Origin of the sequence: Paenibacillus sp. FJAT-26967 (assembly GCF_001541095.1) — a bacterium.
In the GTDB taxonomy this organism is placed as follows: Bacteria; Bacillota; Bacilli; order Paenibacillales; family NBRC-103111; genus Paenibacillus_F.
Map to the genome: position 1 here is coordinate 209,052 of NZ_LMXH01000003.1, position 14,191 is coordinate 223,242.

Consider the following 14,191-nt stretch of genomic DNA (forward strand, 5'->3'; position numbering starts at 1 on the left):
AATTAATTTGCAAAGACCGCTTTTATTTAGGCGACGAGCCGTTAACCCAAGGAGAAAATACAGTCCGTCAACTCCTTGCAGAAGATCCACAACTGCGAATCCCGCCGCACCTCTCAGATCCCTGCGCCATTCTCGCCAAGCACCTGCTCGACTTTGGCGATGTGCAGCTCCATGCGCGCCGAGGCTTCGGCGCCGTTGCGGGCGGCTATCGCATCATAGATAGCCTGGTGCTCGCGCAGCAGACGCTCCGCGGACGAGCGCTCTGCGTAGAACCAGAGCGCCCGCGTGTCCCTCATGCTGTCGTGCAGCTTCTGCGACAGCGAGCCCATCAAATCGGCGAGCACCGGGTTGTGGGTGGCGGCAGCCATTTGCTGGTGAAACCGGACATCGGCCTGCTCGCTGCGCGCTTCGTCGCCCAGATGGGCCTCCATCTCGCGAAGGATACCCGCGAGACCGTGCAGGTCGGCTTCCGACCGGTTCCGCGCGGCAAGAGAAGCGCATCCGGTTTCCAGCACGCGCCGGACCTCGAGGATCTGGCGGAGTGAGGCCGCCCGGTCTACCCATGACTCGGGGTGCAGGAGGCCGGGATGCTGCGGCTCTGCCGCGGCAGCCTTCACGAAGGTTCCGCCGCCCTGCCGGATATCGAGCATGCCCATGGCCTTCAGCGCACTAAGCGCTTCCCGCACGGTCGAGCGTCCCACGCCATACTGCGCGGCCAGATCAACCACGGAGGGAAGCCGCTGTCCGGTCGCAAGACGGCCCTCTTCGAGCTGTTTACGGATATCGCTCATGACCCATTCGTGGCTTTTCAAAGGCCGTCCGCTGCTGTTCGTCTCCATGTATTTGCCTCCATACCTTATTTTAAAATTTCCGCTTCCGGTTGATTTATTTTAGTGTATACTTATTCGTAAAGAAAGTCATCAGATGACCTGACTAATTTTTATGTAATTAAATGAAATGCTTATGATTGATTAAGTTTTATCAGTGGGCTTGCCACCTGAAATCGGCCTATTCTTATGTTCATCTAATGATTATTACTTCCATAAAGGGGTGTCTGATTGTGCTGCAGGAAGAAGTTAAACAGAAGCTGACCGCTATTCTCGGGCCCGGCGGATTCAAAGACGATCCGCAATCGCTCGTTACCCATTCGTATGACGGGACACCGATGCTGCAGTCTCTGCCGGATGCGGTCATTTACCCGGAACGGACGGCTCAAGTGTCGGAAGTTATGAAGGTGCTGAGCGAATACCAGGTTCCGCTTATCAGCCGGGGATCAGGCACGAACTTGTGCGGGGGTACTGTGCCTGTAGAGGGCGGGATCGTCATGGTCATGCACCGGATGAACCGTATTCTTGAAGTCGATATGGAGAATCTGACGGCTATCGTGCAGCCGGGACTGAATACCAAGGAATTTATTCTGCACGTGGAGTCGCTGGGGCTTTTTTATCCGCCGGATCCGAGCAGTATGTCGATTTCGACGATCGGCGGAAATATTGCCGAATGCTCAGGCGGGCTGCGCGGTTTAAAATACGGCACGACCAAAGACTACGTCATCGGACTGGAAGCCGTGCTGGCAAGCGGGGAAGTGATCCGTACCGGCGGCAAGCTGATGAAGGACGTTGCAGGCTATGACTTGACGAAGCTGCTGGTCGGTTCGGAAGGTACGCTTGCCGTTATTACGGAAGCAACGCTCAAGCTGATCCCGCCGCCGAAGGCGAAGAAGACGATGCTGGCGATGTATAAGGATTTGTACGGTGCCGCGCGTACGGTATCGAAGATTATCGAGAATCAGATTATTCCCGCTACGCTGGAGTTTCTGGATAATCCGACGATCCGCGTGGTTGATGATTTTGCGAAGCTGGGTCTGCCGCTGGATATGGAAGCGATTCTGCTTATCGAACAGGACGGCGATCCGGAGTCGGTTGAGCGTGACATCGCGCTGATCGAATCAATCTGCCGCAGCGAGAATGCCGATCGGGTTGAGGTAGCTGCAAGCGAGGAAGAAGCGCTCAAGCTGCTGACGGCAAGGCGGAGCGCTTTTACGGCGCTGGCCAGGCTCAGACCGACAACGATTCTGGAGGACGCTACTGTTCCGCGGTCTAAAATCGCCGATATGGTCATGGAGATTAACCGGATAGCGAAGAAACATAATGTAACCATCTGTACTTTCGGTCATGCCGGTGACGGCAACCTGCACCCGACAGCGACGACCGATGCAAGGGATGGGGAGGAAGTGCACCGGGTCGAGGCCGCGTTCGCCGAGATCTTCGAAGCCGCCATCAAACTTGGGGGAACGATTACCGGAGAGCACGGTGTCGGACTCGTTAAAGCGCCTTTCCTGGAATGGAAAGTGGGCACGGCAGGCATTCAAGTGATGAAGGGTATCAAACAGGCGTTTGATCCTCTGAATCTGCTTAATCCGGGCAAAGTATTTGCCAAAGAATCCCGCAAAAGGGTGGTGATCGACCGTGGCTGAACAGGCAGCATGCACCACGAATAATCCGCTGACAGAGAAGCTGAAGCTGCGCCTTGACCAGGATCAATTAACGAATTGTATGCGCTGCGGGTTCTGCCTGCCGGCCTGTCCGACTTTCCGGGAGACCGGAATCGAAGCGGAATCGCCGCGGGGCAGAATTGCGCTGATGAAAGCCGTCACCGACGGAATCATGGAGCCGGATGCGGCGTTCGAAGAACAGATGAACCACTGTCTCGGATGTAGAGCCTGCGAGCCTGCCTGTCCGGCGGATGTAAAATACGGGCAGCTGATCGAGCAGGCCAGAGACGCGATCGAAGATCATACCAGCTCCCACCGCGGTTGGGTAAAGCTGGCGAGGAACACGGCGTTCAAGGCCGTGTTCCCCAAGCAGAGCCGCATGCGTTTGGTAGGAGGGGCGCTGGGGCTGTATCAGCGCTCGGGCCTTCAGAAGCTGACGCGTGCCGCCGGCATCATGAAGATGTTCCCGGCACATATGCGCGATATGGAAGCGATTCTGCCTGAGGCTTCCGCTAGCGGGGTCATCGACCGGATCGGCGCGCGCCATGCTGCTGTCGGAGAGAAGATCGCCACGGTCGGATTGTTCCGGGGCTGCATTATGGATGTGATGTTCACGGACACGAATGTGCATACGGTGGAGCTGCTGACCCGGGCGGGTTTCGAGGTATTCATTCCCGAGGCGCAGAACTGCTGCGGCGCCCTGCATGCGCACAGCGGGGAAACCGGCGGCGCCAAGTCGCTGGCCCGGGGCAATATCCGGGCTTTCCGGGATGCAGGCGTAGACTACATCGTGTCCAATGCAGGCGGCTGCGGAGCTATCCTGACGGAATACGATCACCTGCTGCATGATGATGCAGAGTGGAAGGAAGGCGCAGCCTGGTTTGCCGAGCGGGTCAAAGACATCAGCGATCTGCTCGTGAACGCCGGCCGGGTGCCGGGATTCGCCGAGCACGGCTGCGCCGCTGCGGCGGGACGCGCAGAGCAGCTCGCCGGTACGGCGCAGTCCGCCCCGGCAGGAGCAGAGTGCATGGGCGGAGATCATGCCGCCATTGGCGGCGCGGGACGCGCAGCGGCTGGCATCAGCACCGCCGCCGCTTCTGAAGCGGCCGCATCTGGAGCCGCCGAGGCCGCTGCCAGTGCAACAGGCTCCCGGGCCGCGGTTGCCGGTTCTTCGACGGCCGCTGCGGAGGATGCCAGCACGGCCGCCCAGACAGAGGGGCAGCAGGTTACTCCCTCCGCCCCGGCCGAGAAGCTTCGCATCACCTACCAGGATTCCTGTCATCTGCGCAATGTGATGCGTTCGTCCGATGCGCCCCGGCGTCTTATGCGCCAGGTCGCCGGCGTTGACTACGTCGAGATGGTGGAATCGGACCGGTGCTGCGGTTCGGCGGGCATTTATAATTTGACGCAGCCGGAAATGGCGGATCAGATCCTCGGCCATAAGATGGAGCATGCGAATGCTACGCAGGCTCAGATTATGCTGACGAGTAATCCGGGCTGCCTTCTCCAGATGAAGCTGGGAGTAGAACGGTATGGAAGCAGCAGCATGAAAGTCATGCACGTAGTAGACTTTCTGCACGAACGGATGCAGGAGAGAGAAGCCTCCGAGTAAGGTCATTTCAAAGCAACCCAAAGCCGGTGTGCGGAGCCGGATGTCCCACGGCGCCGCACACCGGACAGCTTAAAGCAAGACAGCCCGCAATGGCACAGCATAGGAGCTGGCTTGTGTTACAACGGCATCCGAAATTGATCTTATAAGAGAAGCAGAGCGGAGGGATTGTCTCTCCGTTCTTTTTTTGTGTGAGCGGATCAGGAGTCCCTGCCGGCATTCGACAACTGGATAAATAAGGGTTGACATTGCAAATGTAAGCGCTTATATTTTAGTTAAAGATTACAAACGCCAGTAGATGCCGGTATGCTGTAAGGAACAATTTCGTTGACGGATTTGTAGGGGCAGAATGGCTATTTTTTATGTATAAAAGTTAAAGCGCTTTAATATTTATGAAATGACGATCTTATTGCTGGTGCTTAAAGGCAGTTTGATCCAAAGCCGCGGCAGTTATTTTATAAAGGGGGTGATGTGGACCCGGGATTGCTGAAATGAACCGGTTTGTGCCCATGCATGTAAAAATGAGAGGAGCATGAATGATGAAAATGAAATGGCTTACCTTATCTTTAAGCACTTGTCTCTTGTGCAGTCTGGCTGCTTCCGCAATGGCAGGCGCGGGTCCGGCCCTTGAAGGGTCAGCGGTTTCGGTATCCGCATCAGCTAACGGGAGCGGCCCGCTGGTACAAAACCCGTCCGCCGTCATTGCCGCCGCGGCCTTGAAGCCTTTTCCGCAGCATGTATCCTACACCCCGGGGACGATAAAGCCGGGTAATTTTACGCAGGCTCAGATGGATCAGCAGGTACAGCAGAAATATAACGAGTGGAAATCGGGATATTTGGTTAAGCATCCGAAGATTTCGAATCAATACTACGTTTTTTATAACAAGGAAAACATCGTCACGGAACCGGCTAATGTCGTTTCATGCTCGGAAGGTCACGGGTACGGCATGATGATTACCGCCTATATGGCGGGCTATGATGCTAATGCTCAGACGTATTTTGACGGCTTATACCGTTTTTATAAGGCTCACCCGAGCTCCATTGATCCGGCTCTGATGGCCTGGCAGCAGGCCAAGGACTCCAGCGGTAACATTGTGGATACCTCAGGCAGTGATGCCGCAACGGACGGTGATATGGACATCGCGTACGCACTTCTCCTTGCCGACAAGCAGTGGGGAAGCACCGGTGCAATCAATTATAAGAGTGAGGCGCTCAAGGTTATCAATGCCATTCTGAAAAGAGAAGTTCATGCGACTTACTATCATCTGAAGCTGGGCGACTGGGCGTCCGACAGCGACACCAAATACGGCCCGGGCACACGGCCTTCCGACTACATGCTGAATCACCTCAAAGCTTTCAAAAGCGCCAGCGGTAATGCCAAGTGGGATCAAGTTGCGGACCGGACGTACTCCATTATTAATACGATCTTCGCGAGTCACAGTCCGAACACGGGGCTGATGCCGGATTTCGTCGTCCGTAAATCAAACGGAACGTATGCTCCGGCTCCTGAGATGTATCTGGAAGAGGCCACAGATAACGACTACAGCTGGAACTCCTCGCGTACGCCGTGGAGAATTGCAACCGATTACCTCGTCAGCGGGGATACGCGGGCGCTGAGCCAGCTCCGCAAGATGAACAGCTGGATCCAAACCAAAACGGGCGGCAACCCCGCCAAAATCGGCTCGGGGTATACACTCAGCGGAGGTGTTCTCGATTCCAGCCATGCGATCGCCTTTACGGCTCCTTTCGCGGTCAGTGCAATGGTTGATGCCTCCAATCAGCAGTGGCTGAACAAGGTATGGAGTGATATCGTCAATTCGCCGACCTCCGACAGCTACTATTTCGACAACAGCATCCGTTTGCTCAGCATGATCACCGTTTCCGGCAACTGGTGGAAGCCTTAATGATGATGAGTGAGCAGGAGTAGGAAGAGAAACGTTTCTTTTGCTTGAGTAAAATAACGGGGCAGCCCTCAGATTAGAGCAGATTTAACCTTCCGGGTTAATTCCGTTCCTCTGAGGGCTGTTTGCTGTGAGGCGGGAGATGATTGCTGCTTATCGTGCGGGGGCTTTACAGTACTTGAAGTCCGGGAGCCAGGCTTCACGTACTTTGTTTAGAAGGCGGGCATGAACTTCCTTCCCGCAGCGCACGCGGGATCGAATTTTCCTGCGGAATAAGCTAAAATAAATAGAAACAACCGTTAGATGGGAAAGCAGGAGGCGCATCAAGTGAATGTAGAAATGGATTTGTACAAAGATTGGATTGAAACAGTCCGTGAAATTTTCCGGGGTTCGGGTGCTCCGCTGCCGCCGGATATGGGCGATGCGGAAGTGGGCAGGGAGTATTATCTCCAGACCTCGCCTTCCGAAGAGGCGGCCGAAGAACGCAGAGAAGCCAATGAAGAGAGAATCCGGCAGCTGCAGCAGACTCTCCTCGACAATATGGATAGCGTGGTCGTACCGGACATTCGCGCGAAGACGAACTACACCGGCAGCCATTTCCGCTTCCGCTGGGTATATTCGCAAGGTGAGCATATTGTGGAAGAGTGTTCGCAATACAGGATTTCATTAGGCCCGTCTCCAGATTAAGCCGCCCCGGAGAATTTTTATATAAAGTAGCGGGCAGATCGGCTTGACACCTCGTTCAAAGAGGTGTATATTTATCTTAAATTAAAGATATTTAAATTTCAGATAAATAAATCCGGTGGTGATACAGGTGAAGGATGCAGAAGACATGAATGAACTCGATTTGTCGCTGAAGCTGTTCGTGGTGCTTGCCAAAGCACAGAAGGTCATTATGGACCGCTCCGTCAAGGATATGAAGAGGCACAACCTGTCACCGTCCGAATTCGCGGTTCTGGAGCTGCTGTATCACAAGGGAAAGTTCCCATTGCAGCAGATCGGGGATAAGATACTGGTGACCAGCGGCAGCATCACGTACAATATCGACAAGCTGGAGAAGAAAGGGCTGCTCAAACGGGTCCCATGTCCTGAAGACCGCAGGGTGACTTATGCGCAGATTACGGCAGAGGGAACAGAGTTGTTCAACGTAATTTTCCCCGAGCATACGAAGGTAGTGGAATCGAGTATGAGCGGTCTGACAGCTGAAGAGAAGATGCAAGCGATTGAGTTGATCAAAAAGCTCGGTTTGAGTGCACAAAAGCAGGAGTAAAAATTTTTGGTATATATCTTAAATTTAAGATTCTTAATTTAAAAGAGATACTCCTCCAGGGATTCTATCCCATTATTGAGCCATACTAACTTATAAAGAAGAGGTGCAGAGCTATGACACAAAGAACAGCCGGAATTCATCACATAACCGCTTTTGTAAAACATGCACAGGAGAATGTAGATTTCTACGCCGGGGTACTGGGGCTTCGTCTGGTGAAGAAAACGATCAATTTTGACGCTCCGGAAGTGTACCACTTGTATTTCGGGAATGAAGCAGGAAGTCCCGGGACGGCCATTACTTTTTTCCCGTGGTCGGCTTCGCGTAAAGGCCGGGTCGGCGGAGGCCAGGTAGGGGTGACGACTTATGCGATTCCGCAGGGCTCGTTTGAGTTCTGGGAACAACGCCTGAAAAAGCTGAACGTTGCTTATAACGTGACGGAGCGCTTCGGCGAATCCTACCTCCGCCTGCAGGATCATGACGGGCTGCAGATCGAGCTTGTGCAGCGGAGCGAAGGAACGCCGAGCAAATGGACGTTTGGCGGGGTTCCGGCGGACAAAGCCATCAAAGGCTTCGGGGGAGCAGTGCTGCTGAGTCTGGCGCCGGAGAAAACGATGGATACACTGGAGAACGTAATGGGCCTTACGAAAGTTGGACAGGACGGCGAGTTTATCCGCTTCAAATCCGAAGGCGATATCGGCAATGTCATTGATGTGAAGGCACAAGCAGTGCCCCGCGGAGCGGATGGGGCCGGAGTGGTCCATCATATCGCATGGCGTGCCAAAGATTTCGAGGACCATGAGGCTTGGAGAAGCCGCGTGCAGGAAAGCGGATTTGATCCTACCCCGGTCATCGACCGGCAGTACTTCAATGCGGTATACTTCAGGGAAGATGGTGGAATTTTGTTTGAAATTGCGACAGATCCACCGGGATTTACACGTGATGAGGCCTTTGATGAATTAGGCGGGAAACTGGTGCTGCCGGACTGGTACGAACCGCATCGTGCGGCAATTGAGAAGGGGCTGCCGCCTATTGAAGTCCGTGTACTGGAGGAGGACAAATCATGAAACATGTATACCGTCAAGGGACAAACAGGGAGCTGCCCACGCTAGTGCTTTTTCATGGAACAGGCGGTACCGAAGAAGATCTGCTGCCGCTTGCCGACAGGATTTCACCCGAATCTTCCGTACTGAGCCTTCGAGGTAATGTGCTTGAGAACGGCATGCCGAGGTTTTTCAGACGGCTGGCGGAAGGCGTGTTTGATGAGCAGGATCTCATCTTCCGTACGAAGGAGATTTATGATTTTATCAATAAAGCGGCCGCGGATTACGGCTTTGACCGGAATAATCTCGTAGCCGTAGGGTATTCCAACGGAGCTAATATAGCAGGCAGCCTGCTTTTCCATTATCAGAATGCGTTGAAAGGCGCTGCTCTGCATCATCCGATGGTCCCGCTTCGCGGAATTGAGCTGCCTGATCTGTCAAGTGTGCAGGTGTTTATCGGAGCCGGTTCCAATGATCCGCTTTGTACGCCGGAGGAGACGGAGGAATTGCAGGAGCTGCTCACCGCGGCAGGCGCCGGGGTAGACGTGAAATGGGAGAACAGAGGCCACCAGTTGACAGCTTCTGAGGTGAATGCGGCAGCGGAATGGTTCGGGAAGCACTACAAGGGCTGACAACAGCCGCATCTCCAAGCCAGATCCGGGACTTGTGCTGCCTTACAACGCGATAAAAGCTTGGTAGAGATGGTGGAGGCACTGTCAGGGGTATCGGCTGATCTTGAAGCACGAAGGAGGAGAGAGCTTGATCTCTATTGATCCCGAAAATCAGAGTGAGCACGATACGTATAAGCTATTAATCGGAAGCATTATTCCGAGACCAATCGCCTTCGTGACGACACGTTCTCTGGATGGAATGGTAAATGCCGCTCCGTTCAGCTATTTCAACATCGTAGCGGCGAATCCCCCTCTTCTGTCCGTATCGGTTCAGCGGAAGAACGGGGAGCCGAAGGATACCGCCCGCAATGCGCTGGACATCGGTGCTTTCGTCGTGCACATCAGCGATGAGTCCTATATCGAGGCGATCAATGGGACCGCGGCTAATCTGCCGCCGGATGAGAGCGAGATCGATCTCTCCGGACTCCAGCTGATCGAGAGCGACAAGGTCCAGGTCCCCGGCGTGGCGGAGGCCAAGATACGGATGGAATGCGTGCTGGAGCGTTCCATCCCGCTCGGCGGCGTAGTCACAGCGCCCGCCTGTGACTTGTTAATCGGGCGGGTCGTCCGCTTTCACGTCGCCCGCGAGCTGTACCGGGACGGGCGGATCGACCCGGAGCTGCTGCGTCCGGTCAGCCGTCTGGCGGGCAGCAGCTACAGCCGTCTCGGGGAGATTTTCTCGCTGGAGAGGCCTGAGTAACGCGCGTAAGCGTGAGAAAGTAAGGATTATTGAAACAAAGGTAGGCGTTCTGTGCGGTGTGTTCCGTTCAGGACGCTTTTTTGGGCTGGGGCAAGCGAAAAGTTGATTTTTATCGATGCAAGGAACGGGGGCTTCTCACCAAGGTGAAATTGTTTCAGGGAGCGGAAGAGCGACTACTATTTTTACGAAGGTGAATGACGGGCAGTGGAAAGGACTCTATTCAAACCGGGAAATCGCATTTGCTGCGGCTGATAATAGAATCTATTTAAGTCTTCCGAGGTTCGGTCTATAATCGTAGGAATAGTGTTACAGCAGCTATGCTGATAATGCTGAAATGCCTATAATGTACGGAGTCCTGTTAGGAGTGTTATTGCTTGAGTATACAATTGACATTACAGGAGATCGGGAAAAAGCGGCACGGCGAATTCCCCGACTATTTGTTCCGGGAGATCACGGCTGAAGTCCAGTCGGGCCAGCGTATTGTGCTTCTGGGCACGTCGGGACAGGGCAAAACGACACTGCTGCGGATCTTGTCCCGCCTGGAGAAGCCCGATGAGGGGGCGCTGAGCCTAAGCGGTCGGCATTATCTGGAGTGGAAGCCGCAGGAGTGGCGCCGCAAGGTGTGTTACGTGGCCCAGCAGCCCGTCATGCTGACAGGGACGGTTGAGGCCAATCTCAGGACAGTGAGTGAGCTGCACGGAACGGCATTTGATAAGCGGTTGGCTGAGGAATGCATGGCCGCGTTGGGATTGGAGAATCTGGACTGGTCTAAGCAGGCTGCGGATTTGTCCGGCGGCGAGAAGCAGCGCACGGCGCTTGTGCGGGCACTGCTGCTGCAATCGGAGGTGCTGCTGTTAGATGAAGTAACCGCTTCGCTCGATCCTGCCAGTAAACGGGCGGCGGAGCGGCTGCTCTCGGATTGGGCTCAGAAGCGCGGGACCGCGCTGATTTGGATCACGCACGATCTGGATCAGGCCGCGCAGGTCAGCGATTTCATCTGGTTCATGGATGAGGGGAGGCTGCTGGAAACCGCACGGGCGGAGGAATTTTTCAGGGAGCCGTCAACCCGGCAGGCAAAAAGCTTTATCCGGCGCACGGATTCGGAAGGGGGCGTTCTCTGATGTCCAATATCGCGCTGATGAGTACCGCCGTCTTTGTTGCGGTCACCATCCTTTTATCTATGAAACAGAAGCTGGGGCTGGAAAAAGAAATTATCATAGGTACGATCCGTTCCGCGGTACAGCTGCTTTTTGTGGGTTACGTGCTTCATTTTGTATTTGATGCGGAGAATCCGCTCTTCATTGTGATAATTATTGCCGTAATGATCCTGGTCGCTTCCTGGAATGTCAGCAGCCGGGCACGGGATATACCGGGCATCCGGCTGCGAATTGCTCTAGCCCTGTGCTGCACGGAGGCGGTGACGATGGCTCTGCTGCTTACGCTGGGAATTGTGGAGGCTACGCCTCAGTTCATTGTACCGATCAGCGGCATTACAATCGGCAGTTCCATGATCGTCGCAGGTCTTTTCCTGAACAGCATGAAAAGGGAGATGGAGGCCTCCAGAGGCGAGATCGAAGCGCTGCTCGCTCTGGGGGCAACCTCCAAGCAGGCGATTCAGAGATCGATTAAGCGATCCATCCGCTCGGGCATGATTCCGACTCTGGATGGGATGAAAACCACCGGGCTGGTTCAACTGCCGGGAATGATGACGGGGATGATTGCGGCAGGCGCCGATCCTATCGAGGCGGTGCGCTATCAGATTCTGATTATGTTCGTGCTGTCCTCGGCTGCGGCTTTAACGGCGATGCTGCTGGGCCTGTTAAGTTCTCCCCTCTGGTTTACGAAGGATGGGCGGCTGCGGATCACAGGGGAATAAGCGGAGTGTGAACAGGAAATGGATCAGGCAGAGTTTGTAGCAGGCCGGATGGGGCTTAATGTTCTTTCGGATGCACCAAGATGGCTTCACCGCTTAGTACGGGTGAAGCCATCTTTTGTGTGCGGAGAGAGAAGCGGTGGGCGGGTGAAGCACGGCCGCTGCCGGGATAAGACTGCTACCCGGCGGTGCGGCCCGCCAGCTTGCCGCGCAGCACCGCCCGCAGGCGGGTGACGGGCGCTTCCTTGACGGCCGGGCGGGCGACTACCGCGCGGCGGCTGGCTTCGAGCTCCTTGAGGTAATCCCCCAGCGCTTCGTAAGCCTGGTAATATGGAAATAGCCGGGCTATTTCCTCCTGTCCGGGATTACGCTTCATACGGGATGGCCTCAGAGCGCGAAGCAGCAGACCCAGCGGCATCCGCCTGCCGTGCTGCGTCATTCGTTCCTGCCCTCGAATGACAATGGCGAGGGCCTGGATCAGGCGTGCCGCCTCGGGATGCGCGGCATCTGCCTTCTGCAGCGCCTTGACGAGATCGCGGATGCGTTCGGCCATAGTCTCATAGGAGCGGAACAGCTCTCCCGCACCTCCATCACTGCCGCGGGTCAGCCAGCGGTCTTCGCGGACAAGCTGGGATACGCTTTTGCCGCTTTCGATATAGGTACGGACTTCTTCGATTTGGAGCCGCATGGCAGGTTTGTAAGGAGTCATCCGCCCTGCCTGCAAGTCGATTTGAATGTAATGGAGCAGAACGCGCAGCATCGTTTCGGACTTGGCCAGCAGCACATCTTCCCGCTCTCGGTGGATAGGCTTGCTGATCAAATTGACGGCCGTACCGACCGTCATGCCCACAAGCACGAGCAGGAATTGATTGTAGGCCGCCATCCCGCCTATCAGCTCATCGGAAGTGCCGATTGTGTTGATAGCAACGATGACCGCAAGCGTCAGAGAGGCAGTCCGCTTCAGCCGGACATGCATCGTCATCACTATAAAGGCTGCTGCTGCAATTACAAGAGAACTGCTGCCGAGTACAAGTGCAGCGGTAATTCCCAGAGCCGAGGCCGCCAGAGCGCTTGCCATATGGGAGAGCGTATGATGGAGCGAGCGGTAGACGGAAGGCTGGACGGCAAGCATCGAGATGATGCCGGCAAAGTGATCCGGTTCCAAATGGAGCAGCCGCGCAATCCAGATGGATAAGGCAATGGCGATTGAGGTTTTGACAACACGAAGACCGACGAACATAGCGGGCAGCTCCTTTTTGTATTCGTTTGTTAACTATACTAACATAAAAACAATGAAAATAATCCAAACGGCAACAAAAAAACGATATAACAGCTAATATATAACATGTTATTAACATTTATATAACATTAATATAACGTAAGTATGTTATCACAATTATTATGAGGTAGGTGTTAACTATTAAAGCTGGAGCTGTGACGCTGCCGGTCTAACGCCGCATAAACATTCCATCTACAGCCCGACTATTCAAGTGCAGGGTTGGTTATTAGAATTTAGCGAAAATCCTATGCGCATGATAAACTGGACGTAATCTTTCAGACGGAAGGAAGACAAGACTTATGACACGATTTGCAGTAATCGGTACGAACTGGATTACGGAAGAACTGATCCGGGCCGCGCAGGAGTCCCCGCAATTTACTCTGACGGCGGTGTACTCGCGGAAAGAAGAAACGGCTCGGGCCTTTGCGGATAAATTTGGAGCTGCGCATATCTTTACGGATTTGGAGAAGATGGCGCAGAGTGATCAGTTCGATGCGGTTTATATCGCCAGCCCGAATTCTTTTCACGCGGAGCAGGCGGTTCTTCTGATGAATCAGGGCAAACATGTCCTGTGTGAGAAGCCGATCGCTTCCAATACGGGGGAGCTGGACAAGATGATTGCCGCGGCTAAAAAGAATAACGTGCTGTTGATGGAAGCGCTGAAGTCCACCTTCTTGCCCAATTTCCAGGCGATCCGGGATCACTTGCATAAAATCGGGCCGGTGCGCCGGTATTTCGCAAGCTACTGCCAATATTCATCCCGCTATGACGCGTACAAAAGCGGCACAGTGCTGAACGCTTTTAACCCTATTTTCTCGAACGGTGCGATGATGGATCTGGGCGTGTACTGTATCTATCCGATGGTCGTTCTTTTCGGCAAGCCGGAGCAGGTAGCGGCAAATGCAGTCTTGCTCGAATCCGGTGTGGACGGTGAAGGGAGCATTCTGGCCAAGTATGGGGAGATGGATGGGGTCCTCATGTACTCCAAAATCACACAATCCCATCTGCCTTCCGAAATTCAAGGGGAGAATGGCACTATCGTGATCGATAAGATCAGTCAGCCGGAGAAGGTAGAAATCCGTTACAGAGACGGTTCGGTGGAAGATTTGAGTCAGCCTCAGCAGGCGAGAAATATGGTATATGAGGTGGAACATTTTATCGGCTTACTGGAAAAAGGGGTTTTGGAATCTCCTGTTAATTCGTATGAAAATTCCAGAAATGCGATGGAGGTCATGGACGAGGCCAGAAAACAGTTCGGGCTTGTTTATCCGGCGGATTACAGAAATGATTAATAGCATTAAATGAAAAATTCCATTTTTATAATATTTAAAAGAGGAAAATCCTTTCAAAAATT

13 protein-coding genes are annotated in these 14,191 nt (G+C 54.1%); 11 read left to right on the plus strand and 2 right to left on the minus strand.

All coding sequences use genetic code 11. The features are described 5' to 3' along the window. Window positions 1–113: 113 nt before the first annotated feature. Entirely contained in the window at window positions 114–839 is a 726-nt protein-coding gene (locus AR333_RS15485; RefSeq protein ID WP_068776277.1) for a FadR/GntR family transcriptional regulator, read from the minus strand. A 221-nt stretch (window positions 840–1,060) separates the two neighbouring features. Between AR333_RS15485 and AR333_RS15490 the strand changes: the two genes are divergently transcribed. From AR333_RS15490 to fetB, 10 genes are all read left to right on the plus strand, one after another. Continuing rightward, window positions 1,061–2,476, plus strand: coding sequence for an FAD-binding oxidoreductase (locus AR333_RS15490; RefSeq protein ID WP_068776278.1), 1,416 nt, complete (start codon window positions 1,061–1,063; stop codon window positions 2,474–2,476). Further along, window positions 2,469–4,106, plus strand: coding sequence for a (Fe-S)-binding protein (locus AR333_RS15495; RefSeq protein ID WP_068776279.1), 1,638 nt, complete (start codon window positions 2,469–2,471; stop codon window positions 4,104–4,106). Before AR333_RS15490 ends, AR333_RS15495 begins: the two co-directional genes overlap by 8 nt. Before the next feature lie 533 nt (window positions 4,107–4,639). After that, entirely contained in the window at window positions 4,640–6,007 is a 1,368-nt protein-coding gene (locus AR333_RS15500; RefSeq protein ID WP_253735868.1) for a glycosyl hydrolase family 8, read from the plus strand. A gap of 324 nt (window positions 6,008–6,331) precedes the next feature. Next, window positions 6,332–6,691 (plus strand): hypothetical protein, encoded by a 360-nt coding sequence (locus tag AR333_RS15505; RefSeq protein WP_068776281.1) that lies wholly within the window; start codon window positions 6,332–6,334, stop codon window positions 6,689–6,691. 145 nt (window positions 6,692–6,836) lie between these two features. Continuing rightward, complete coding sequence (locus AR333_RS15510; RefSeq protein WP_172798876.1) at window positions 6,837–7,274, plus strand: MarR family winged helix-turn-helix transcriptional regulator; 438 nt, start codon at window positions 6,837–6,839, stop codon at window positions 7,272–7,274. 113 nt (window positions 7,275–7,387) lie between these two features. Continuing rightward, a complete protein-coding gene (locus tag AR333_RS15515; RefSeq protein WP_068776282.1) occupies window positions 7,388–8,338 on the plus strand; it encodes a ring-cleaving dioxygenase in 951 nt (316 codons plus the stop codon). Then, on the plus strand, window positions 8,335–8,946 hold the full coding sequence (locus AR333_RS15520) for an alpha/beta hydrolase (protein WP_068776283.1): 612 nt from the start codon (window positions 8,335–8,337) through the stop codon (window positions 8,944–8,946). The genes AR333_RS15515 and AR333_RS15520 overlap by 4 nt, the downstream gene beginning before the upstream one ends. A gap of 127 nt (window positions 8,947–9,073) precedes the next feature. Continuing rightward, window positions 9,074–9,685: a flavin reductase family protein gene (locus AR333_RS15525; protein ID WP_068776284.1), complete on the plus strand. Its 612-nt coding sequence runs from the start codon at window positions 9,074–9,076 to the stop codon at window positions 9,683–9,685. 374 nt (window positions 9,686–10,059) lie between these two features. Beyond that, window positions 10,060–10,806: an ATP-binding cassette domain-containing protein gene (locus AR333_RS15530; protein ID WP_156430927.1), complete on the plus strand. Its 747-nt coding sequence runs from the start codon at window positions 10,060–10,062 to the stop codon at window positions 10,804–10,806. Beyond that, window positions 10,806–11,561, plus strand: a complete 756-nt coding sequence (gene fetB / locus AR333_RS15535) for an iron export ABC transporter permease subunit FetB (RefSeq protein ID WP_068776285.1) — start codon at window positions 10,806–10,808, stop codon at window positions 11,559–11,561. The genes AR333_RS15530 and fetB overlap by 1 nt, the downstream gene beginning before the upstream one ends. Window positions 11,562–11,736: 175 nt before the next feature. Here fetB and AR333_RS15540 read toward each other — a convergent pair whose 3' ends face one another. Next, window positions 11,737–12,798, minus strand: coding sequence for an aromatic acid exporter family protein (locus tag AR333_RS15540; RefSeq protein WP_068776286.1), 1,062 nt, complete (start codon window positions 12,796–12,798; stop codon window positions 11,737–11,739). Window positions 12,799–13,136: 338 nt separating this feature from the next. On the opposite strand from AR333_RS15540, the gene AR333_RS15545 reads away from it, so the two are divergent. Next, on the plus strand, window positions 13,137–14,129 hold the full coding sequence (locus AR333_RS15545) for a Gfo/Idh/MocA family protein (RefSeq protein ID WP_068776287.1): 993 nt from the start codon (window positions 13,137–13,139) through the stop codon (window positions 14,127–14,129). Window positions 14,130–14,191: the final 62 nt, after the last annotated feature.